This is a genomic window from Paenibacillus sp. FSL H7-0703 (assembly GCF_038003485.1).
GTDB lineage: Bacteria > Bacillota > Bacilli > Paenibacillales > Paenibacillaceae > Paenibacillus > Paenibacillus polymyxa_B.
Genome location: NZ_JBBOPF010000001.1, coordinates 773,180 through 799,183, shown reverse-complemented (window position 1 = coordinate 799,183; position 26,004 = coordinate 773,180). Strand labels below are relative to the sequence as shown.

The following is a 26,004-nucleotide window of genomic DNA, read 5'->3' as shown; positions in this document are numbered from 1 at the left end:
ACCGAAGCGACGGTGGACGTATCGTACTTCGATTGCGAGCCGGATGAGGAATATGGAGTTATTCCGATCGGGAAGCCGATTCAGAATATTCGTCTGTACATCGTGAAGGAAGGCACGGAGCAATTGCAGCCGATCGGGGTTGCAGGGGAGCTGTGCATCGGCGGTATCGGGGTAGCCCGCGGTTACCTGAACCGACCGGAGCTGACGGCCGAGAAATTTGTGAAAGATCCGTTTGCTGGCGGGGAAGCCGGCTATGAGCGGATGTACCGCACAGGCGATTTGGCGAGATGGATGCCGGACGGCAACATTGAATATCTGGGCCGGATCGACCATCAGGTGAAAATCCGGGGTTACCGGATTGAGCTGGGTGAGGTCGAATCGCAGCTGCTCCAAGTGGAATCGGTACGAGAAGCCGTGGTCATGGCGCGTGCAGACGAAACGGGCCAAAAACAAATGGTGGCGTACTATGTCGCGGGGCAAGAAATGGGTGCCAGCGAGCTGAGAAGTGAGCTGGGCCGGGAGCTGCCAAGCTACATGGTGCCATCGTACTTTGTACAGCTGGAGCAGATGCCGCTGAGTCCAAATGGCAAAATCGACCGCAAGGCCCTGCCAGCACCGGAAGGCAGCCTGCAAACCGGAGCGGATTATGCTGAGCCGCGTACCGCGCAAGAACGTGCTCTGGCAGCGGTCTGGCAGTCAGTACTGGGACTACAGACTGTCGGTATTTTGGACAATTTCTTTGATCTGGGCGGCGATTCGATCAAGGCGATCCAAATCGCATCGCGTGCGTTCCAGGCTGGCTATAAGCTGGACATGAAGGATTTATTCCAGTATCCAACGGTTGCAACACTGGCACCGCATATGCACGAGGTCAGTCGTATGGCAGATCAAGGAGAAGTGAGCGGGGAAACCGCTTTGCTTCCGATCCAGCATTGGTTCTTTGCGCAGGAGCGCGAGCGTCCGCAGCACTTTAATCAGGCGGTCATGCTCTATCGTGCCGAGGGCTTTGATGAGACGGCGGTTCGCCAAGTCATGGATCACATCGTGAAGCATCATGATGCGCTTCGTACGGTTTTCCATCAGGCTTCAGCCGATTACGAGGCTTGGACACGCGGCGTAGATGAAGGCGCGTTGTATGCGCTGGAAACCGCAGACTACCGTAAACAGGAAACCTATGCGGAAGCGCTGGAAGCGAAGGCAAATGAAATTCAAAGCAGCATCCACCTGTCTGAAGGGCCTCTGGTCAAGCTGGGATTGTTCCGCACAGCCGAGGGCGATCATTTGCTCATAGCCATTCACCATTTGGTGGTGGACGGGGTGTCGTGGCGAATTCTGTTTGAAGATTTCTCGACAGGCTACGAGCAGGCGATCAAGGGTGAGCCTGTACGATTGCCCTATAAAACGGATTCCTTCCAAGCATGGGCACGGGAGTTGTCGTCTTACGCCAACCGTCCTGAGGCTGCATCGGATGAAGCCTACTGGCAGCAGCTGGAACAGGCCAAAGCGGAAGCGGCGCCGCTGCCTAAGGATTTTGCCTACGAGGGTTCCTTGAATGCTGACAGCGAAGTGCTGACGGTAGAGTGGACCGAAGCTGAAACCCAGCAGCTGTTAAAGCAGGCCCATCGCGCCTATAACACCGAGGTCAATGATTTGCTATTGACCGCGTTAGGATTGGCGATGCACAACTGGACAGGCGCCGGACAGGTGCTGGTGAATCTGGAGGGACATGGCCGGGAAGCAATCCTGCCAGAGGTGGATATTACACGTACAGTAGGCTGGTTTACGAGCTTGTATCCGGTGCTGCTGGACACAGATGTCAACCTGACGCTGGCCCAGCGGATTAAAGAAACGAAGGAAGGTCTGCGCCGGATTCCACATAAAGGGCTGACGTATGGCACATGGCGCTACTTGTCCCCTGCGTCTGCATCGGATGAAGCGCAGGCGATTGGAGCAGAACCGGAAATCAGCTTTAACTACTTGGGGCAGGTCGATCAGGATGTGCAAAACAGTGGAATCACGTTGTCGTCCTATAGTGCAGGGGATACAGAGGATGCACATTCACCGTTACTGTATACGCTGGATTTGAACGCGATGATCTCGGAAGGCACGCTGCGCTTGACGATCGCTTACAGCCGTAAGCAGTATCGCAAAGAAACGCTGGAACGTGTGGCGAGCCTGCTGCAATCCGCTTTGCAAGAGGTGATTACGCATTGTGTCGCTCAGGAACAGCCAGAGCTGACGCCGAGTGATGTGTCCTTCAAAGGTCTGACGACTAGAGAACTGGAACAAATAGCGGAACAGGCGGCACATACCGGTGAGCTGGAAAATGTATACGCACTGACGCCGATGCAAAAGGGCATGCTCTTTTACAATCTGATGGATTCGCAATCAGGAGCTTATTTTGAACAGGCATCTTTTGATCTGCAAGGACATTTCAATATCGCTGCATTTGCGGCCAGTTTGGATGTCTTGGTGCAGCGGCATACGGTACTGCGCACGAACTTCTACAGTGGCTGGAAAGATGAACCACTGCAGGTCGTGTATCGGAATAAGCGCAGCGAACTGTATGTAGAGGATTTGCGGGATATGGAGCAAGAGCGGCAAAACGAGTACATCCTCGAATATACGCGTAAAGACAAGCAAAGAGGCTTTGATCTGGCGCAAGATGCTTTGATGCGTGTGGCTGTTTTGCGCACAGGTGAGGATGCGTACCGTTTTGTATGGAGCTTCCATCATATCGTCATGGACGGCTGGTGCTTGTCGCTGGTGACAGGCGAAGTGTTTGCGAGTTATTTTGCGATACTGGCTCATAAGCAGCCTGAACTGGCACCTGTAACGCCGTACAGTCAATATATTGAATGGCTGGAACAGCAGGATCGTCAGGCCGCATCAGGTTACTGGAGCAAGGTTCTGGAAGGATATGAGGAACAGTCTCGCCTGCCACAGGCTAAAATTCAGGGTAAGACGGGGTATCAGGCGGAGCGTCTGGATTTTGACTTGGGCGCGGATCTAACGGCTGGCATTCAGCGCGTAGCCAAGCGTTATCAGGTAACGATCAATACATTGATGCAGACCGTTTGGGGCCTGTTGCTGCAAAAATATAATGGCACAGATGATGTGGTGTTTGGCAGCGTGGTATCTGGACGTCCGGCAGACATTCCGAATGTGGAGCACATCATTGGTCTGTTTATCAATACCATTCCTGTGCGTATCCGCAGTCAAGTGGACAGCTTATTCTCCGATGTGATGAAGCAAACCCAGGAGCAATCGATTGCTTCCCATACCTATGATACGTACCCGTTGTATGAAATTCAGGGGCTGTCGGAGCTTAAGCAGGATTTGATCAATCATATTCTTATTTTTGAGAACTATCCGGTAGAAGAACAATTGGAGCAATTAGGTAGCAGTGATGAGTCCAACTTCAGTATCACCGGAGCTCAGTCTGTCGAGCAGACCAACTATGACTTTAACCTGGTGGTATTGCCGGGGAACACCATTCATATGAGCTTTGGGTATAATGCGCTGGCCTTTGAACGGGAAAGTGTAGAGCAAATTCGAGGTCATCTGGTGCAGCTGCTGGAACAGGTGACAGCGAAGCCGAACATTCGCGTACATGAGCTGGATATGGTAACCACGCAGGAGCGCAAGCAAATCGTCGAGGTTTGGGGCAATACAGCGGTAGCATATCCAAACAAGCAAACGATTCATGGCTTGTTCGAGGCGCAAACCGCGCGGACGCCGGAGCAGACAGCCTTGTTCTTTGAAGGAGAGCAGTTGACCTATCGCGAGCTGAATGCACGCGCCAATCGTTTGGCTCGTACCTTGCGTAGTCAAGGCGTGACGAAGGATCGTCTGGTGGGTCTGATGACCGAGCGTTCGGTAGACATGATCGTGGGCATCTTCGGAATTTTGAAGGCCGGGGGTGCATATGTCCCCATCGATCCGACGTATCCAGAGGAGCGTATCCGCTATATGCTGGACGACTCAGGTGCGAAGTTGCTGTTGACACAAAGTCATCTGGTAGACAAAGTCACGTTTGACGGCCGCATGCTGGTGCTGGATGAAACGCAGGATGTGTACCATGAAGATCATTCCAATCTGGAACCGTGGTCCGGTCCGAATGATTTGGCGTATGTGATCTACACGTCGGGTACAACGGGGCAGCCGAAGGGCGTGATGCTGGAGCATCACGGGCTGTGCAATCTGAAAACGTATTTTGATCAGACACTCAAGATCCGTACGTCGGATCATGCGTTGCTGTTCGCCAGCTATTCGTTTGATGCAGCTTGCTGGGAAATCTTCCAGGCGCTGTTCTGCGGAGCCACGTTGTATGTGCCAACGTCAGAAACGATTTTGAATTACGAGCGGTTTGAGCAATATATGGCGGATCATCAAATCAACGTGGCCGCTTTGCCGCCGACCTATGCGGTGTATCTGGAGCCAGAACGGATGCCAAACCTGCGTATTTTGTTTACGGCGGGTTCAGCATCTTCAACAGAATTGGTGTACAAGTGGAAGGATCAAGTGGCGTACTACAACGGCTATGGTCCAACCGAAAACTCCGTGGCGACGTCCATCTGGCCGGTATCCGAGGATGAGAGAGCCGGACAACTGATTTCCATCGGACGCCCTGTGCCGAACCATCGGGTATACATGCTGGATGTGCATGGACATTTGGCTCCGGTAGGTGTCGCGGGTGAGCTGTGCGTGTCCGGTCCAGGTCTGGCTCGGGGTTATCTGGATCGTCCAGAGCTGACGGCTGAGAAATTTGTACCGAACCCGTTTGCGGCTGGTGAAGCCGGCTACGAACGGATGTACCGTACGGGTGACTTGGCGAGATGGATGCCAGACGGCAACATCGAATACTTGGGCCGGATCGACCATCAGGTGAAAATCCGGGGCTACCGGATCGAGCTGGGTGAGGTCGAGGCACAAATTTTGAAAGTGGAAGACGTACAAGAGGTCATCGTACTGGCACAAGCGGACGAGCAGGGGCAAAACCAACTGGTGGCGTACTATGTTGCTGAACGGGAAGTAAGCGCTGGTGAGCTACGCAGCTTACTGGGTGAGGAGCTACCAAACTACATGGTGCCTTCGTATTTCATCCAGCTGGAGCAGATGCCACTGACACCCAACGGTAAAATCGACCGCAAGGCCCTGCCGGCACCAGAAGGCAGTCTGCAAAGCGGAGCGGATTATGTAGAGCCGCGCACAGCGCTGGAGCAGACTTTGGTTTCGATTTGGCAGGCTGTATTAGGAGCGAAGAGAGTCGGGATTTTGGATAATTTCTTTGATCTGGGCGGCGATTCGATCAAGGCAATCCAGGTATCCTCCCGTTTGCTGCAAGCGGGCTACAAGCTGGACATGAAGGACTTGTTCCAATATCCTTCCATTTCGCTGCTGAGTGGTTATGTACACAAGGTCAGCCGTACAGCTGATCAGCGGGTGGTTTCGGGGGCAGTTAGATTGACCCCGATTCAGCAATGGTTCTTTGGACAATCCTCAGCAGAGCCACATTATTTCAACCAGTCGGTGATGCTGTATAGGGCGCAAGGCTTCGATGAAGCCGCATTGCGTGAAACGGTGACCAAGGTAACTGAGCATCATGATGCGCTACGTATGGTCTTCCGTCAGACCGAACAGGGCTATGAAGCGTGGAATCGCGGTCTGAATGAAGGCCAGCTGTATAGTCTGGATGTTGTAGATCTGATGGGCCTCGAAGACGCGACAGATGTGGTGATGGCGATTGAAACGAAAGCCAATGCCATCCAAAGTTCCATTCGTCTGGACGAAGGACCGCTGGTGAAGCTGGGACTTTTCCGCTGCATGGATGGAGATCATTTACTGATTGCGATTCACCATTTGGTCGTAGACGGCATTTCATGGCGGATTGTGTTTGAGGATTTTGCCACGGGATATGAGCAGGCGGTTCGTGGAGAAGCCATTCGTTTGCCTTATAAAACGGACGCTTTCTCCGACTGGGCAGAACGCTTGTCTCAATATGCAAATAGTCCAGCCATCGAAAATGAACGCGAATATTGGCACCGTCTTGCCCAAACGGAAGTTGCATCGTTGCCTAAGGATCAAGAGAGAGCAGAGGGACAACATTCTCTAATCAAAGACACTGCGACGGTGAGCGTAGCTTGGAGCGAGCAGGAAACACGACTGCTGCTGCAGGAAGCACACCGTGCGTACCACACCGAGGTCAATGATCTGCTGTTAACCGCACTCGGCACAGCATTATATAACTGGAGCGGTCAGGAGCGCGTGCTGGTCAATCTGGAGGGACATGGCCGGGAAGCCATTGTTCCAGATATCGACATCACCCGTACCGTGGGCTGGTTTACGAGTCAGTATCCGGTGCTGCTGGGTGTGGACGGAAAGGCAGAAGTAGGGCAGCGAATCAAACGGGTGAAGGAAGACCTGCGTCATGTGCCACAAAAGGGCATTGGCTACGGCATTTTGAAATATATGTCTCAGGATGATGCCCATCATTCCCTTGCCTTGCAGCCTGAAATTAGCTTTAACTATTTGGGACAATTTGATCAGGACTTGGAAAATGGGGATATTACGCTGTCTTCACATCCAGGTGGAGAGCCGATGAGTGACCATACCGTTCTGGAGCATCCGCTGAATGTGAACGGAATGATTACAGCAGGCGCGCTGACACTGGACATTCGCTATGACAGTAAGGTATATCATCAGCAAAATGTAGAAAAATTTGCGCAGTTGCTGCAGGAAAGCTTGCAGGAAGTGATCGCTCATTGTGCCTCCAAAGAGCGGAGTGAGCTAACACCAAGTGATGTATTGTTCAAAGGCTTGACGCTTGGGCAACTGGAACAATTGACGGAGCAAACTTCTTCTGTGGGCGAGCTGGAAAATGTGTATGCTCTTTCGCCTATGCAGAAGGGGATGCTGTTCCATAGCTTGATGGAGCCGGACTCAGGCGCCTACTTCCAGCAAGCCTCGTTTGATCAAAAAGGCAGCTTTGATGTAGCTGTTTTCCGCAAGAGTCTGGATGTACTGACACAGCGTCATGAAGCACTGCGAACGAATTTCCATATGTTTGAGACAGGGCACAGTCAGGAGCCATTGCAGATCGTGTTCCGTCATAAAGATAGCGACCTTTCTTTCCAAGATATACGGGAAATGCAGGAAGCGGAGCAACAGGCGTATATCCAGGCGTTTAAGCAAGAGGACCAGGCTAGAGGCTTTAATCTTGGTACGGATGCACTCATGCGCGTACAGGTATTGCAGACCCATGAAGAAACGTATCATTTGGTATGGAGCTTCCATCATATTGTCATGGATGGCTGGTGCTTATCGCTGGTTACAGGTGAAGTGTTTGGTACGTACTTTGCGCTACTGGAGCAGAAGCAACCGGAGCTTGCAGCGATTACACCGTATAGCCAATATATCGAATGGCTAGAGCGTCAGGATGAACGTGCGGCAAAAGATTATTGGAGCAGCTATTTGGCGGGCTTTGAACAGCAGACGTTGTTGCCGGGTGCAGATGCTTTATGGAAGGAGCCAACGCCGGACAGCAAGGAAAAAGAAAAGGGACATGTTCCATCCACTATTGCCAGTGAATATATTTCTGAAAAAATAACGGTAGATCTGGACCCAACGTGGAGCGAAGCCATACACCGGATTGCAAAGCAGCAGCAGGTCACGATTAATACGCTGATGCAGAGCGTGTGGGGCCTTATTTTGCAGAAATATAACAACAACGAGGATGTTATTTTCGGTAGTGTCGTATCTGGACGTCCGACGGATATTGCTGGCGTAGAGCATATGATCGGTTTGTTCATTAATACGATCCCGGTTCGGATTCAAAGTGAACGGAATGCCACTTTTGTGGAAGTGATGCGGAAAACGCAGGAACAGGCACTGGCCTCGGGAGCCTATGACAGCTTCCCGCTATATGAGATTCAGGCATTGACCGAGCAGAAGCAGCATCTGATTAACCACATTATGGTATTCGAGAATTATCCGGTAGAGGAGCAAGTTGAGCAGCTGGGTGAAGTTCGTCCGTCCGCTTTTGAAATTACGAATGTAGAGGTTGTCGAGCAAACGAACTATGATCTGGATTTGATTGTGATGCCCGATGAAACCTTCCGCATCATGTTTAGATACAACGCCAATGTATACGAGCGGTCTACGATAGAGCGAATGCAGGGACATGTACTGCATGTCATCGAGCAAATCGTGAATAATCCGCATATCCGTGTGAATGAGCTGGAATTGGTGACACCGGAAGAGCAGGCGCAGATCGTTCAGGTCTGGGGGGATACGGCGGCAGCCTATCCGCAAGATCAGACGTTAAGTGCGCTGTTCGAGAAGCAGGTAGCGGAAACACCAGATCAAGTGGCAGTGCTGTACGGAGCGGAATCGTTGACCTACGCGGAGTTGAATGAGCGCGCGAACCGTTTGGCTCGGACGCTGCGTGCCGCAGGTGTTGAACCGGATCAGCCCGTGGGCATTTTGGTCCAACGCTCGCTGGACATGATCGTAGGTATCTATGCGATCCTCAAAGCAGGCGGAGCCTACGTGCCCATCGATCCGGAATATCCGTCGGATCGCATCCGCTTTATGCTGGAGGACTCGGGAGCGAAGCTGGTGCTGACGCAGTTGCATCTGGCGGAGCAAGCATCGCTGAGTTTCAACGGCCAGGTGCTGGTGTTGGATCGTCATGAGCAGGATGGCCAAGACATTTACCACAAAGACGGTTCGAATCTGGAGCCACTGGCTGGCCCGCACCATGTAGCCTATGTCATCTATACCTCCGGCTCCACGGGAAAACCGAAGGGCGTGATGGTGGAGCACCATTCCGTGCTGAACCGGATTTTGTGGATGCATGATCGATACGGCTTGAGTGCAGAAGACACAATCCTGCAAAAGACCGCCTTCACGTTCGACGTATCGGTGTGGGAGCTGTTCTGGTGGTCGCTGGTCGGCTCGAAGGTGAGCTTGCTGTCGGTAGGCGGAGAAAAGAACCCGGAAGACATCGTCGATACGATTGCCCGCGATGGCGTGAGCACAATGCACTTTGTACCTGCGATGCTGCATGCGTTCCTGGAGTACGTGGAGCAGCAGCCACGGGAAGTGATGCAAACGAAGCTGGGCACGCTGCGCCACGTATTTGCCAGCGGCGAAGCGTTGCCGCCACAGCATGTGGCCCGGTTCCAGCGGCTTGTGTCGAGCTTGGCCGGAGCGAAGCTGGTCAATCTCTACGGCCCGACCGAAGCGACGGTGGACGTATCGTACTTTGATTGTGAACCGGATGAGGAATATGGAGTTATTCCGATCGGGAAGCCGATTCAGAATATTCGTCTGTACATCGTGAAGGAAGGCACGCAGCAATTGCAGCCGATTGGGGTTGCGGGTGAACTGTGCATCGGCGGTGTCGGCGTAGCCCGCGGCTATCTGAACCGTCCGGAGCTGACGGCAGAGAAATTCGTAGCCGATCCGTTTGCGGGCGGGGAAGCCGGCTATGAGCGGATGTACCGCACAGGTGATTTGGCGAGATGGATGGCAGACGGCAACATTGAATATTTGGGCCGGATCGACCATCAGGTGAAAATCCGGGGGTACCGGATTGAGCTGGGCGAGGTCGAATCGCAGCTGCTCCAAGTGGAATCGGTACGCGAAGCCGTGGTCACGGCGCGTGCAGATGAGACGGGCCAAAAACAAATGGTGGCCTACTATGTCGCCGGGCAAGAGCTCGGAGCCAGTGAGCTGAGAAGTGAGCTGGGCCAGGAGCTACCAAGCTACATGGTGCCGTCGTACTTTGTACAGCTGGAGCAGATGCCACTGAGTCCAAATGGCAAAATTGACCGCAAAGCCCTGCCAGCACCGGAAGGCAGCCTGCAAAGCGGAGCCGATTATGTCGCACCGCGGACGTGGGTGGAAGTGAAACTGGCGCACATTTGGCAGGATGTGCTGGGTCTGGCGCAGGTCGGTGTGAAGGAAAACTTCTTCGAGATCGGCGGACATTCGCTGCGGGCGACGACACTGGCCTCGAAGATTCACAAGGAGCTGAACAAGCCGCTTCCACTGCGCAGTATTTTTGAAGCACCAACGATTGAACAACTGGCAGTCGTACTGGAACAGCTGGATCAAGTAACCTATGCGTCCATTCCGGTAACGGAAGAACGCAATTTCTACCCGTTATCTTCGGCGCAAAAACGACTGTATGTGCTGCATCAGTTCGACCCGAATGATGTGAACTACAACATGCCGTCGGTGCTGCAAGTGAGCGGTCCGCTGGACGTAAAACGAGTAGAAGACGTGTTCCGTCAACTGATCGCCCGCCATGCAACCTTGCGTACCCGCTTTGAGCTGGTAGACAATGAGCCGATGCAATGGGTTGAGGACACCGTGCCGTTCGAGGTGGAATATACGAAGGTACAAGCAGAGGGTGCGACTACGGATACAAATCAGGACATATCTATAGCTACAGCTACGGACACGACGATCAGCCAGAAAGCACAAGAACGGGTTCGGCAGTTTGTGCGTCCGTTCGATCTGAAAGCTGCACCGCTGCTGCGGGTAGGCTTGGTGAATATGGGCGCACGAGGAGCAGAGCAAGAACCCCAGCATCTGCTCATGCTCGACATGCACCATATCGTTTCGGATGGTGTGTCGATGGAGGTACTGACCGATGAATTTGTCCGCTTGTATGGCGGTGAAGAGCTATCGCCATTGCGGATTCAGTACAAGGATTACGCGGTATGGCAGCAAAGCGAAGCCCATCAGGAGTGGATGCAGCGTCAGGAAGCGTACTGGCTGGGTACCTTCCGGGGCGGCGTGCCTGTGCTGGATCTGTCAACCGACTTTGCCCGTCCGGCGGTACAGAGTACGGCAGGGGATACGATCGAATTCGGACTGGAGCGTGAAGTTAGCGAACGCCTGAAAGAACTGGCTTCGCAAACAGGTTCAACCTTGTATATGGTGCTGCTGGCGGCGTACACCACGCTCTTGCATAAATACACAGGCCAAGAAGATATCGTAGTCGGCACGCCGATTGCTGGAAGACCGCATGCGGAACTGGAGAGTCTGGTAGGTGTCTTCATCAATACGCTGGCAATCCGCAATTATCCGTCTGGCGACCAATTGTTCCTGGATTATCTGCAAGAGGTGAAGGAGCATGCGCTCAGTGCTTATGAGCATCAGGACTATCCTTTTGAAGAGCTGGTTGAAAAGCTGAATTTGACGCGGGATACGAGCCGAAATGCGCTGTTTGACACGATGTTTGAGTTGAAAACATTGGAGCAGCAGGAGTTGCAGCTGGAAGGTCTGACCTTGAATTCATATCCGCTGGAAAATAATACGGCCAAATTTGATCTGAGCTTGGATGCAATAGAGCAGCCAGAAGGCATTCTGTGCCGTCTGGAATATAGCACGGCGCTGTACAAGCCTGAAACGATTTCGCGATTGGCGCAGCATTTTACCGAACTCGTACGTGCAATTACACTGCATCCACAACAGCCACTGGCAGCTTTGGATATGGTACCTGCCGAGGAAAAAGCACAAATCATCCATGGATTTGGAGATGTGGGGGTATCGGATGTTGCTGTAGTCGAGGCAGGAGCCTTATTCCATACCTTTGTGGAAGAACAGGCGCAGCTTGTACCGGATCATGTGGCGGTGGTGTACGAGGAGCAGCAGCTTACGTACCGGAAACTGAACGAGCGCGCGAACCAATTGGCGCGGAGATTGCGGAACGAAGGCGTTGGACGCGAGTCGATGGTTGGCATTTTGAGCGAGCGCTCGGTGGATATGCTGGTCGGCGTATTGGCGGTATGGAAAGCCGGAGGTGCATATGTACCGTTAGATGCAGACTATCCATCAGAACGTATTCGTTTCATGCTGGAGGACAGCGGCGCGACAGTACTGTTGACCCAAACGGGCTTGCAGGAGCGTGCACTGGGTTGGCTGAATGAAAGCCAATGGGGTCTGGGCGAAGGAAAGAATGAGAGTGAGCTGGAGACGGCGGTTAGCGCTGAAACGATGGAAAGAGACCGCCTTAGTGAAGGCGTAAGCTTGAAATCAGATTCGAAGTCTGACAGCGAAGCAGCATCCGAACCGGCAACAGTGCTGCGTTTGCATACCGTGCTGGTGTTGGACGATGAGTCGCTGTACATCGGAGACACCACCGATATCGAGCCTATTAACGAACCGCAGGATCTGGCGTATGTCATTTACACGTCCGGTACAACAGGACGTCCGAAAGGGGTCATGATTGAGCATCACAGCTTGGTGAATACGGCTGCGGCGTATCGTCGGGATTACCGTCTGAACGAGTTCCCAGTACGACTGCTGCAACTAGCAAGCTTCTCCTTCGACGTGTTCGTCGGGGATATTGCGCGGACGCTCTATAACGGCGGCACGATGGTCATTTGTCCGAAAGACGACCGACTTGATTTTAGCCGTCTGTACGGATGGATTCGCGATTACCAGATTACCGTGTTCGAATCGACTCCGGCCCTGATCGTACCGTTTATGCAGCATGTGCATGAACAGGGACTGGACATGAGCAGTCTGGAACTGCTGATCACCAGCTCGGATAGCTGCAGTGTGACGGATTATCGGGTGCTGCAAGAACGGTTTGGCGCAGATATCCGCATTATGAACAGTTACGGCGTCACGGAAGCGGCGATTGACTCCAGCTTCTACGATGAAGATCTATCGAAGCTGCCAAGCAGCGGCAATGTGCCGATTGGTCAGGCGTGGCTGAACGCCCGCTTCTACATCGTGGACAGCCAGCTGAATCCGGTGCCGATCGGCGTACTGGGTGAACTGTGCATTGGCGGAGCCGGGGTGGCACGAGGCTATCTGAACCGTGCAGACCTGACCGCCGAGAAATTCGTAGCGAATCCATATGTGCCAGGTGAACGATTGTACCGCACAGGTGACTTGGCGCGGTGGATGCCGGACGGCAATGTGGACTTCATTGGCCGGATGGATGATCAGGTCAAAATCCGGGGCTTCCGGATTGAACTCGGCGAGGTGGAAGCGCAGCTGCTGACCGTGGACGGCATTCAGAAAGCCATCGTCACCGCCTGGGAAAACGAAGACGGAGACAAGGATTTGTGTGCGTATATCGTAGCCTCTGAGGCGCTGAATTTGCCAGAGCTGCGCAACCTGCTGCAGCCCAAGCTGCCGGGTTATATGATCCCGACGTATGTCGTACAACTGGATCATTTCCCGCTGACACCGAACGGAAAAATTGACCGCAAAGCGTTGCCAGCACCGGAAGCGCGCCTCGAAGGAGGCACAGCGTACGTGGCACCGCGGACACTGCTGGAAGAGCAACTGGTACGTATTTGGCAAAGCGTTTTGAATCACCCGCGGATAGGCATCCAGGATAACTTCTTTGAAGTGGGAGGACATTCTCTGCGCGCGACAACACTGATGGCGAAAATCCATCAGGAGCTGAATTACAAGCTGGCGCTGCGAGATATTTTCCAATATCCGACGATTGAGCAACTGGTACAGGTGATGGGAGAAGTTCAGACACAGCAAACGTATGTATCCATCCCTGTTGCGGAGGAACGTGCATATTATCCGGTTTCCTCGGCGCAAAAACGGATGTACGTGCTGAGTCACCTGGAAGGCGGAGAGGTTAGCTACAATATGCCAGGCGCTTTGATCATTGAAGGTTCCTTGGATAAAACGCGACTGGAGCAAGCCTTCCGCCAGCTGATTGCCCGTCATGAAGCCCTGCGTACCCGATTCGACATGGTGGATGGCGAGGTGATTCAACGGATTGAATCGGGCGTCGCATTCAACGTGGAGCATGTGCAGGCAAGCGAAGAAGAGACCCAGCAGTATGCACTGGACTTTGTACGTGCATTTGATCTCGCACAAGCACCGTTGCTGCGGGTTCAGCTGGTAGAAACCGGACCGGAGCGTCACGTCATGTTCTATGACATGCACCATATTATTTCGGATGGCGTGACTGAAGGAATTATCGTGCAGGAGTTCTCTCAATTGTATGAAGGCAAAGAACTGCCGCCTCTGCGCATCCAGTACAAGGACTATGCGGTTTGGCAGCATGCCGATATGCAAAGTGAACGTCTTCGTGAGCAGGAAAGCTACTGGCTGAACACGATGGCTGGTGACATTCCAGCACTGGATATGCCAACGGATTTTGCAAGACCAGCCGTACAGCGTCTGGAAGGAGCTCGATTGGAATTTGCGATCAGCTTGGAGGACAGCGAGCAGTTGAAACAGCTGGCCGCGCAAACCGGCTCCACCTTGTACATGGTGTTGCTGGCAGCGTATAGCACGCTCTTGCATAAATATTCGGGGCAGGAGGATATTATCGTCGGCACGCCGATTGCCGGAAGACCGCATGCGGAACTGGAGGGCTTGGTAGGCGTATTCCTCAACACGCTGGCGATCCGCAATTATCCGGCTGGCGACAAAACGTTCCTGGATTATCTGCAAGAGGTCAAAGAGCATGCGCTCAGTGCTTATGAGCATCAGGAATATCCTTTTGAAGAACTGGTTGAAAAGCTGAATTTAACGCGGGATACGAGCCGGAATGCGCTGTTTGACACGATGTTTGAGCTGAAAACATTTGAACAGCAGGAGTTCGAGCTGGAGGGTCTGACCTTTAAAACGTATCCGACGGACAATAACACGGCCAAATTTGATCTGACCTTGGATGCAGTGGAGCAGCCGGAAGGCATTCTGTGCAGTCTGGAATACAGCACGGCGCTGTACAAGCCTGAGACCATCGCGCGATTGGCACAGCATTTTACCGAACTCGTACGTGCAATTACCCTTCATCCACAGCAGCCACTGGCAGCTTTGGATATGGTAACCGTCGAGGAGAAGGCACAAATCATCTACGGTTTTGGAGATGTGGGGGTATCGGATGTTGCTGCTGAAGCAGAGGGCTTATTCCATACCTTTGTGGAAGAACAAGCGCAGCTTGTACCAGATCACGTGGCGGTGGTGTACGAGGAGCAGCAGCTTACGTACCGTAAACTGAACGAGCGTGCGAACCAATTGGCCCGTAGACTGCGAAATGAAGGCATTGGACGCGAGTCGATGGTCGGCATCTTGAGTGAACGTTCGGTAGACATGCTGGTCGGTGTATTGGCGGTATGGAAAGCTGGTGGCGCATATGTGCCGCTAGATGCAGACTATCCGTCCGAACGTATTCGTTTCATGCTGGAGGACAGTGGTGCGACGGTACTGTTGACCCAAACGGGGTTGCAGGAGCGTGCACAGGTCTGGCTGGAGGAAAGCCGACAGGCCTTGGCCGGAGGGCAGACTGAGGGCGAGTTGGAAACAGCGGCTGGCACTGAAACGATGGAATCAGATACACTCCATGGAACCCTGAACGGAACAGCAGATTCGGCACCTGACAGCGAAGTAACATCCGAACCCGCAGCGCACTTGCGTCTGCATACCGTGCTGGCGCTGGACGATGAGTCGCTGTACATCGGAGACATCACCGATATTGAGCACATCAACGAACCGCAGGATCTGGCGTATGTGATCTACACGTCCGGGACAACAGGACGTCCGAAGGGTGTCATGATTGAGCATCGCAGCTTGGTGAATACGGCTGCGGCATACCGTCGGGATTACCGTCTGAACCAGTTCCCGGTACGGTTGTTGCAACTGGCGAGCTTCTCCTTCGACGTGTTCGTCGGGGATATCGCACGGGTGTTCTATAACGGCGGAACGATGGTTATCTGTCCGAAAGATGATCGCATCGACCCAAGCCGTCTATATGGCTGGATTCGCGACTATCAGATTACGGTGTTCGAATCGACCCCGGCCCTGATCGTACCGTTTATGCAGCATGTGTATGAACAGGGACTGGACATGAGCAGTCTAGAATTGCTGATTACCAGCTCGGATAGCTGCAGCGTGACGGATTACCGGTTGCTGCAAGAACGATTTGGCGCGGATATCCGCATTATGAACAGCTACGGCGTCACGGAAGCGGCGATCGACTCCAGCTTCTACGACGAAGAACTGTCGAAGCTGCCAAGCAGCGGCAATGTACCGATTGGTCAGGCGTGGCTGAACGCACGGTTTTACATCTTGGACAGCCAGCTGAATCCGGTGCCGATCGGCGTACTGGGTGAGCTGTGCATTGGCGGTGCCGGGGTGGCACGAGGCTACCTGAATCGTGCGGACCTGACGGCCGAGAAGTTCGTGGCAAACCCGTACGTACCGGGTGAACGATTGTACCGCACAGGCGACTTGGCGCGGTGGATGCCGGACGGTAATGTGGACTTTATCGGCCGGATGGATTATCAAGTGAAAATCCGCGGCTACCGGATCGAGCTGGGCGAGATTGAAACGGCGATCCAGCGGGTGCCGGGCGTGCGTCAAGCGGTAGTCATCGACCGGACGGATGAGCGTGGACACAAGTACTTGTGCGGATACATCACGGGAGAAGCCGAGCTGCGGATCGAGGAGGTACAGGCCGAACTGGAAGCCGGGCTGCCAGCGCACATGGTGCCAGCACGTTTGATGCGACTGGAGACGATCCCCCTGACGAGCAACGGAAAAATCGACCGCAAGGCCTTGCCGGAACCGGAAGGAAGCATCCATACCGGTGCAGCTTATGTGGCACCGCGTACCACGGTGGAGCAAGTGCTGGCTGGGGTATGGGCCGGAGTACTCGGCGTGGAAGCGGTAGGCACGCAGGATAACTTCTTTGAACTGGGTGGCGATTCGATCAAGGCCTTGCAAGTATCCTCCCGATTGCTGCAAGCAGGGTATCGACTGGAGATGAAAGACCTGTTCAGTCATCCAACCGTGTCTGCCTTGGCACTGAAAGTTCAATCGGTGACCCGATTGGCGGATCAGAGCGAAGTGGTGGGCGCTGTGAAACTGACACCCGTTCAACAATGGTTCTTTGAGCAGAACCTGACGGATGCTCATCATCATAACCAGTCCATTATGCTGCATAGCAAGGACGGTTTTGATGAACCGGCCCTGCGCACAGCGATGGATCAAATCGTTAGCCATCACGACGCACTGCGTATCATTTTCCGTCCTAGTGAGCACGGTTATGAAGCCTGGAACCGCGCGATTGGGGAGGGCGAGCTGTATACGCTGGAACGTATGGACTTCAGCCATGAGACTGGGGTGGCAGCGGCGATCGAGGCCAAAGTGAATGAAATTCAGGCGGGTATTCATTTAAGCGAAGGACCGCTGGTGAAGCTGGGGCTGTTCCATTGTCCAGATGGAGATCATTTGCTGATAGCTATTCATCACTTAGTGGTGGATACCGTATCTTGGCGCATTTTGTTCGAGGATATTACGACCGCCTATGAGCAGGCATTGAACGGACAAGCGGCTCGTCTTCCGCACAAAACGGATTCGTTCCGCACCTGGGCGGATGGGCAGTCTCAATATGCGAACAGTCCGGCCATGGCAGCAGAACTCGCATTCTGGCAGGAAATGGAACAAGGCGTATATCAGCCGCTTCCAAAAGACGAGTCCCCTTCTCATTCCTTAAATAGGGACAGCGAGAACATTACAGTTACGTGGACAGCTCAGGAAACGGAGCAGCTGTTAAAACAAGCGCATCGTGCTTACAACACGGAGATGAATGATTTGCTGCTTACCGCATTGGGACTGACGATTCATCGCTGGGCGGGCCTGGAACGAGTGCTCGTGAGCCTGGAAGGTCATGGACGGGAGTCCATTCTGCCAGAACTGGATATTACGCGTACCGTGGGCTGGTTTACGACCCAATTCCCGGTTGTGCTGGATATGAGCGTGGGGCAAGACCTTTCACAGCGCATCAAACATGTGAAAGAAGGACTACGCCGCATTCCGCAAAAGGGCATTGGCTACGGTATGTTGAGATACCTGTCCGCAGCACGTGAGCAAGAGCGTTTTGTAACCGAACCTGAAATCAGCTTTAACTATTTGGGACAATTTGATCAAGATATGCAAAATCAATCCATTGGCGTATCTCCTTACGCTAGCGGTGCAGAGCTTAGCGCCCATGCAGCCAGATCGCACACGCTGGATATGAACGGACTGATTTCGGAAGGCGAACTGCAATTGACGATCAGCTACAGCAAGCAGGAATATCGTCGTGAAACGATGGAGCAGCTAGCTGAAGCGTTCCGAATCAGTTTGCAGGAAATCATTGCGCATTGCACAGGCCGCAAACAGCAAGAGCTGACGCCAAGCGATGTCATGCTGAAACATGTAACCATGGCCGAGCTGGATCAATTGGTAGAACGGACTCGCGACATGGGGGAACTGGAAAATGTCTATGCGCTGACGCCGATGCAAAAAGGCATGTTGTTCCATAGTCTGATGGATGCAGAGTCAGGTGCTTATTTTGAACAAACGACCTTTGATTTGCATGGACGCTTCCAAGCGGATATTTTCCAAGATAGCTTGAACCATTTGGCGCAGCGGCATGAGATCTTTAGAGCCAATTTCATCAGCGGTTGGCAGGATGAGCCTGTGCAGGTCATTTTCCGCCGCAAGGAGGTTGGTTTTAGATGTGAAGATTTGCGTCATCTGAATGAGCAGGAGCGTGACGCGTATGTGAAGGAATTTATTCGCAAGGACAAGGCAGCCGGATTCGATTTGTCCCGGGATGCGTTGATGCGCGTGGCGATTTTACGAACAGGTGATGAGGATTATTATTTTGTGTGGAGCTCTCATCACATCTTGATGGATGGCTGGTGTGTGGCATTAGTCACGGATGAGGTGTTTGAGGCTTATTTTGCAGCCGTGGAGCATAGACAGCCGAAGCTTGCCCCCGTGACTCCATACAGTCAGTATATTGAGTGGCTTGAAGCACAGGATGTAGAAGCAGCTGCTGCGTACTGGAAGGATTATTTGCTCGGCTATGATCAGCAAACTTCGATTCCGACCGGAAAAGTAGGCGTGAAAGCGGACGGTGCACAATTTGAACATATCCTGTGCGATCTCGGCAAGGACTTGACCGGACGTATGGAAATGGTGGCTAAGCAGCATCACGTGACCGCGAATACATTGCTGCAAACAGCCTGGGGCTTGCTGCTCCAAAAGTACAACGGTAGTGACGACGCTGTTTTTGGCGGTGTAGTGTCTGGTCGTCCAGCGGATATTACGGGGATCGAAAATATGGTGGGCTTGTTCATTAACACCATTCCAATACGTATCCGCAGTGGGGCTGAGGACACCTTTGCTGACATGATCAGAACGAATCAGCAGCAGGCGCTGACTTCTCAAGATTATGAAACGTATCCGCTATATGAAATTCAAGCCTTGAGCGAGCAAAAGCAAGATCTGATCAACCACATTATCGTGTTTGAAAACTATCCGGTGGAGGAGCAGGTCGAGCAACTTGGCGAAGGTGCAGCGTCGGATTTTGAAATTCGCAATGCCGGCATGATTGAACAAACCAACTATGATTTCAATCTGGTTGTCATGCCGCAGAAAGCGATGAAAATCCGATTTGAATACAATGCGAAGTTATATGATCGGGAAGCCGTTGAACGGATTCAGGGCCATCTGATACAGCTGTTGGAGCAGGTGGTGGCGAAGCCGGACATTCGAGTGCATGAGCTGGATATGGTAAGTGAGCCAGAGCGCGAGCAAATTCTCCGCGTATGGGGAAATACAGCTGCTGAGTATCCAAGCGAGCAAACGATTCATGGCTTGTTCGAGACACAAACGGCGCAGACACCGGAACAGCCAGCGTTGTTCTTCGAAGGAGAGCAGTTGACCTATCGCGAGCTGAATGAACGCGCCAATCGTCTGGCTCGTACCTTGCGTAGTCAAGGCGTGACGAAGGATCGATTGGTGGGTCTAATGACCGAGCGTTCGGTAGACTTGATCGTGGGGATCTTAGGCATTTTGAAAGCCGGGGGTGCATATGTGCCCATCGATCCGACGTATCCGGAGGAGCGTATCTGCTACATGCTGGACGACTCGGGTGCGAAGCTGCTATTAACGCAAAACCATCTGGTGGATAAAGTGGCTTTCGACGGTAACGTGCTGGTGCTGGATGAAGCACAGAGTGTGTATCACGAGGATGCTTCCAATCTGGAGTCGCTGTCTGGTCCAAACGATCTGGCGTATGTCATTTATACGTCGGGTACGACGGGGCAGCCGAAGGGCGTTATGGTGGAGCATCGCGGTCTATGCAATCTGAAAACGTATTTTGATCAGACACTCAAGATCCGTACGTCGGATCATGCGTTGCTGTTCGCCAGCTATTCGTTTGATGCGGCTTGCTGGGAAATCTTTCAGGCACTGTTCTGTGGAGCCACACTGTATGTACCAACGACAGAGACGATTTTGAACTACGAGCGGTTTGAGCAATATATGGCGGATCATCAAATCACGGTGGCTGCTTTGCCGCCGACCTATGCGGTGTATCTGGAGCCGGGACGGATGCCAAACCTGCGTATTCTGTTCACTGCGGGTTCAGCATCCTCAACAGAATTGGTATACAAGTGGAAGGATCAGGTGGCGTACTACAACGGCTACGGTCCAACCGAAAACTCGGTGGCGACGTCCATCTGGCCGGTATCCGAGGATGAAAGGGCCGGACAACTCATTTCCATCGGACGCCCTATGCCGAATCATCGGGTGTACATGGTGGATGTGCATGGACATTTGGCTCCGGTAGGCGTAGCGGGTGAACTGTGCGTGTCCGGTCCGGGTCTGGCCCGTGGTTATCTGGATCGCCCAGAGCTGACGGCTGAGAAATTTATACCAAATCCGTTTGCGGCTGGTGAAGCCGGCTACGAACGAATGTACCGTACGGGTGACTTGGCGAGATGGATGCCAGACGGCAACATCGAATATTTGGGCCGGATCGACCATCAGGTGAAAATCCGGGGCTATCGGATCGAGCTGGGCGAGGTCGAGGCACAAATTTTGAAGGTGGAGGACGTACAGGAGGTCATCGTACTGGCCCAGGCCGACGAGCAGGGGCAAAACCAGCTGGTGGCGTACTATGTTGCTGAACGGGAAGTAAGAGCTGGTGAGCTGCGCAGCTTACTGGGCGAGGAGCTACCAAACTACATGGTGCCTTCGTATTTGGTACAGCTGGAGCAGATGCCGTTGACACCGAATGGTAAAATCGACCGCAAGGCACTGCCAACACCGGAAGGCAACCTGCAAAGCGGAGCCGATTATGTCGCACCGCGGACGTGGGTGGAAGTGAAGCTGGCGCAAATTTGGCAGGATGTGCTGGGTCTGGCGCAGGTCGGTGTGAAGGAAAACTTCTTCGAGATTGGCGGACACTCGCTGCGGGCGACGACGCTCGCCTCGAAAATTCACAAGGAGCTGAACAAGCCGCTTCCACTGCGCAGTATTTTTGAAGCGCCAACGATTGAACAACTGGCAGTGGTCATGGAAGGTCTGGATCAAGTGGCGTATGCATCCATTCCGGTGACGGAAGAACGCAACTTCTACCCCTTATCTTCGGCGCAAAAACGACTGTATGTGCTGCATCAGTTCGACCCGAATGATGTGAACTACAACATGCCGTCGGTGCTGCAAGTGAGCGGACCGCTGGATGTGAAACGGGTAGAAGACGCGTTCCGTCAATTAATCGCCCGTCATGCGACCTTGCGTACCCACTTTGCACTGGTGGACAGTGAGCCGGTGCAATGGATTGAGGACACCGTGCCGTTTGAGGTGGAATATACAAAGGTACAGGCAGAAGATACAACCACGGATACGGACACGATGGTCAGCCAGGAAGCACAAGAACGTGTGCAACAGTTTGTACGTCCATTCGATCTACAAGCCGCTCCGCTGCTGCGGGTAGGCTTGGTAGATTTGGGTGTACAAGGAACCGAGCAGGAATCGCAGCATTTGCTCATGCTCGATATGCACCATATCGTCTCGGATGGTGTGTCCATGGGGGTACTGACCGATGAATTTGTCCGCTTATACGACGGTGAAGAGCTTTCGCCATTGCGTATACAGTACAAGGATTATGCGGTATGGCAGCAAAGCGAAGCCCATCAAGAGTGGATGCAACGTCAGGAAGCGTACTGGCTCGACACCTTCCGGGGTGAACTGCCTGTGCTGGATCTACCGACAGACTTTGCCCGTCCGTCGGTACGAAGTACGGCAGGCGATACGGTGGTGTTCGGGCTGGAGCGCGAAGCAAGCGAACGCCTGAAGGAACTGGCGGCGCACACAGGCTCGCCGCTGTATATGGTGCTGCTGGCAGCGTACACCGCGCTCTTACACCAATACAGCGGGCAAGAAGATATTGTAGTCGGCACACCGATTGCAGGACGACCGCATGCAGATCTGGAGCCAATGATTGGGATGTTCGTCGGAACGTTGGCATTGCGAAACTATCCGACAGCGGAACATACCTTCCGCAGCTACGTGGAAGAAGTGAAAGTTTGTGCTCTGCAAGCCTATGAACATCAGGACTACCCATTTGAGGAACTGGTGGAAAAGCTAAATGTGAAACGGGATATGAGCCGCCATCCGCTGTTCGATACGATGTTTACCCTGCAAACTACCGAGGAAGGCGAACTGCAACTGGCCGATCTGAGCTTCCGTCCATACGGCTTGGAACAAACGCCAGCGAAGTTTGATTTAACGCTGGAAGCCAGAGAGGAAGAGGCAGGTATCCAGTTCGGATTGCAGTATGCAACTGCGTTGTACGAGCGCGAAACGGTAGAACGGATGACGCGTCACTTTGTTCGCTTGGCCGAAGCCGTGGCGGCGAACCCGGATGCGAAGCTGGGTGAGCTGGAGTTGATTACGGCAGAAGAAACCGAGCAGATTCTGAAGGTGTTCAATGATCCGAATGCGCACAGCCTGCTTGGAGCATTGCAAGGACGTTCGCTCAGTGAGCGCTTTGAAGAGCAAGCTGAGCGCAACCCTGAGCGGATAGCAGTCGTGTCTGGGGACACCGCGCTGACCTACACTGAGCTGAATGAGCGTGCGAACCAATTGGCTCGTGTGTTACGAGCGGAAGGGGTCGAAGCAGATCAACCGGTAGGGGTATTGCTGGAACGTTCTGCGGATATCCTGGTGAGCATTCTGGGGGTACTTAAGGCCGGAGGCGCGTATGTGCCGATGGATACGATGTATCCACAGGAGCGCATCGACTACATGCTCCAAGACAGTGGGGCCAGGGTCGTGATTACAAGCAGAGTCGCCAACCTCTCGCTCAGCTTGCCATCCCTAGTACAAGCTGTAGTGCTTGACGACGAGGACGTTCAAGCTCAGTTGGGAGCACAGGATGCGAGCAATTTAATCCCTGTCGCCCGCCCGCATAACCTGGCCTATATGATTTACACGTCAGGTACCACCGGCCAGCCGAAAGGGGTCATGATCGAGCAGGGCAGTGTTAGCAATCTGGTAGATGCTTTATTGGAGCGAGTATACAGCCGTTATGAACAGCCGCTTCATGTCGCATGGCTGTCGGCATTTGTATTTGACGCTTCAGTGAAGCAAATCTTTGCCAGCTTGCTGTTAGGCCACACCCTGCACGTGGTGTCCCGTGACGTCAGTCTGAGCGGAGAGCATTTGATCGCCTACTACGGCACGCACCGGATTGATCTGTCGGACGGCACACCTGCGCATCTGCATATTTTGAACGAAAGCGTCAATGTGACGGAAGCGCCGGAAGTGAAGCATTACCTGATCGGTGGCGAAGCATTATCCGTGCAGCTGGTAAATGTGTTCCTGCACAAGTGGTCCGGGTATCGTCCGGTCATTACGAACGTGTACGGTCCGACCGAAACCACGGTAGATGCGACCGCTTATACGATTGAAGATGTGGAGTCCCTGAACGCACTGCTGGAAAAAGGGGAGCATACGGTATCCATCGGAACGCCGATCGCGAACCAGTCTGTGTACATCTTGAACAGCCAGCAACAGCTGGTGCCGATCGGTATCGCTGGTGAGCTTTATATCGGAGGTGCAGGTGTCGGACGAGGATACCTGAACCTGCCGGAGCTGACGGCAGAGAAGTTCATCCCAAATCCGTTCGCTGATGCGGCAGCAACCGATCAAGCGGACAGCACTCACGCACACCGGATGTACCGGACGGGCGACCTGGCCCGGTGGTTGCCAGACGGCAGCATTGAGTATTTGGGCCGGATCGACCATCAGGTGAAAATCCGGGGGTACCGGATCGAGCTGGGCGAGGTGGAAGCGCAGCTGCTGACCGTGGCCGGCATTCAGAAAGCCGTGGTCACAGCATGGGAAAACGAAGACGGACACAAGGACCTGTGTGCCTACATCATAGCTTCAGAGTCCCTGAGTTTGCCGGAGCTGCGCAATGCGCTGAAGCCGAAGCTGCCGGATTACATGATCCCGACGTATGTGGTACAACTGGATCGTTTCCCGCTGACACCGAACGGGAAAATCGACCGCAAGGCGTTGCCGGCACCGGAAGCACGTCTCGAAGGAGGCCAGGAGTACGTTGCACCGCGGACGCCGCTGGAAGCCAAGCTAGCCCAAATCTGGCAGGATGTCTTGAAGCTGTCCACCGTAGGAGTCACCGACTCATTCTTTGACGTGGGTGGGCACTCCCTGCGGGCAACGACGCTGGTGGCCAAAATCCATCAGGAACTGGACAGCCGGATTACGCTGCGTGAGGTGTTCCAACACTTTACGATTGAGCAGCAAGCCCAGCTCATAGCTACGCACGGCACAGACACCTATACGATGATCCCTGCGGCGGCGCAACAGGCGTACTACCCGGTTTCCTCGGCTCAAAAACGACTGTACATTTTGAGCCATCTGGAAGGTGGGGATCTCAGCTACAATATGCCGGGTGTATTAACCGTAGAGGGACCGCTTCAGGCCGATCGGCTGGAGGATGCGTTCCGTCAGTTAATAGCCCGCCATGAAACGTTGCGGACTTCCTTTGAAATGGTGGAAGGCGAGGTCGTTCAGCGGGTGTACGATCAAGTGGAGTTTGCAGTAGAGCACTTGCAGGCCAGGGAGTCCGAAGCCGAAGCCTATATCGGGTCCTTTGTACGCAGCTTTGATCTTCGTCAGGCACCACTGCTGCGTGTCCGTCTCCTTCAAACCGGGCCAGAGCGCCATCTCCTGATGTACGACATGCACCATATTATTTCGGACGGTGTATCGTCTAACAATATCGTGCAGGAGCTGGTACAACTGTACGAGGGACAGGAATTGGAGCCGTTACAAATTCAGTACAAGGACTATGCCGTGTGGCAGCAGCAGGAGACGCACCGTGAATCATACCAACGCCGGGAACACTTCTGGCTGGAGCATTTAGCCGGAGAATTGCCGGTACTGGATTTGCCGATTGCTTATCCTAGACCTGCTGTTCGCAGCTTCGAGGGTGCGATGTATGAATTTACAGTGGACCCGAATGTATCCGAGCAACTGCACCGAATTGCGGCACAGACCGGAAGCACGCTGTACATGGTGCTGTTGAGCGTCTACACCGTTCTGCTGTCCAAATACAGCGGTCAGGACGATTTGATCATCGGTACGCCGGTAGCAGGCCGCTTGTTGCCTGAACTGGAGCCACTGATCGGAATGTTCGTCAATACGCTAGCCATCCGGCATCAGCCGAGGGGCAACCAAACGTTCCACAGCTACTTGCAGGAAGCCAGAGATCGTACGCTGCAAGCCTTCGAGCATCAGGATTATCCACTGGAAGAGTTGGTGGAAAAGCTGGATGTAGCACGGGATGCAAGCCGTAACCCGTTGTTTGACACTATGTTTGTACTGGAAAATATGGAGTCACAGGAAGCGAAGCTTGAAATGCTGTCCTTCAGTCCGTATGTTCAGGAGCATCGTATTTCCAAATTCGATTTGACCTTGTCCATGAGTGATGAAGATGGGGAGATCAAGGGTTCGTTTGAATATTGCACGAAGCTGTTTGGAGCTGACGCTATTGAGAGATTAAGCAGGGATTTGATAGCGATCCTGTCCCAGGTTGGGATCAATCCAGATTTACTGTTAAGCGATATTCAGGTGAACTCGGACGAGCAACCGGAAGGCTTCTCGCCGGATTCCATCGACTTTGTTTTCTAA

1 protein-coding gene (running past one end of the window) is annotated in these 26,004 nt (G+C 53.4%); it reads left to right on the top strand.

Annotation, left to right across the window (positions count from 1 at the left end; translation table 11 throughout):
* A protein-coding gene (locus tag MHB46_RS03030; protein ID WP_341161569.1) for a non-ribosomal peptide synthase/polyketide synthase crosses the window boundary here: on the top strand, nucleotides 1-26,004 show its 3' portion. The gene continues 16,410 nt to the left of window position 1, outside the view; only the last 26,004 of its 42,414 coding nucleotides appear in the window; its start codon lies off the left edge, out of view; its stop codon occupies nucleotides 26,002-26,004.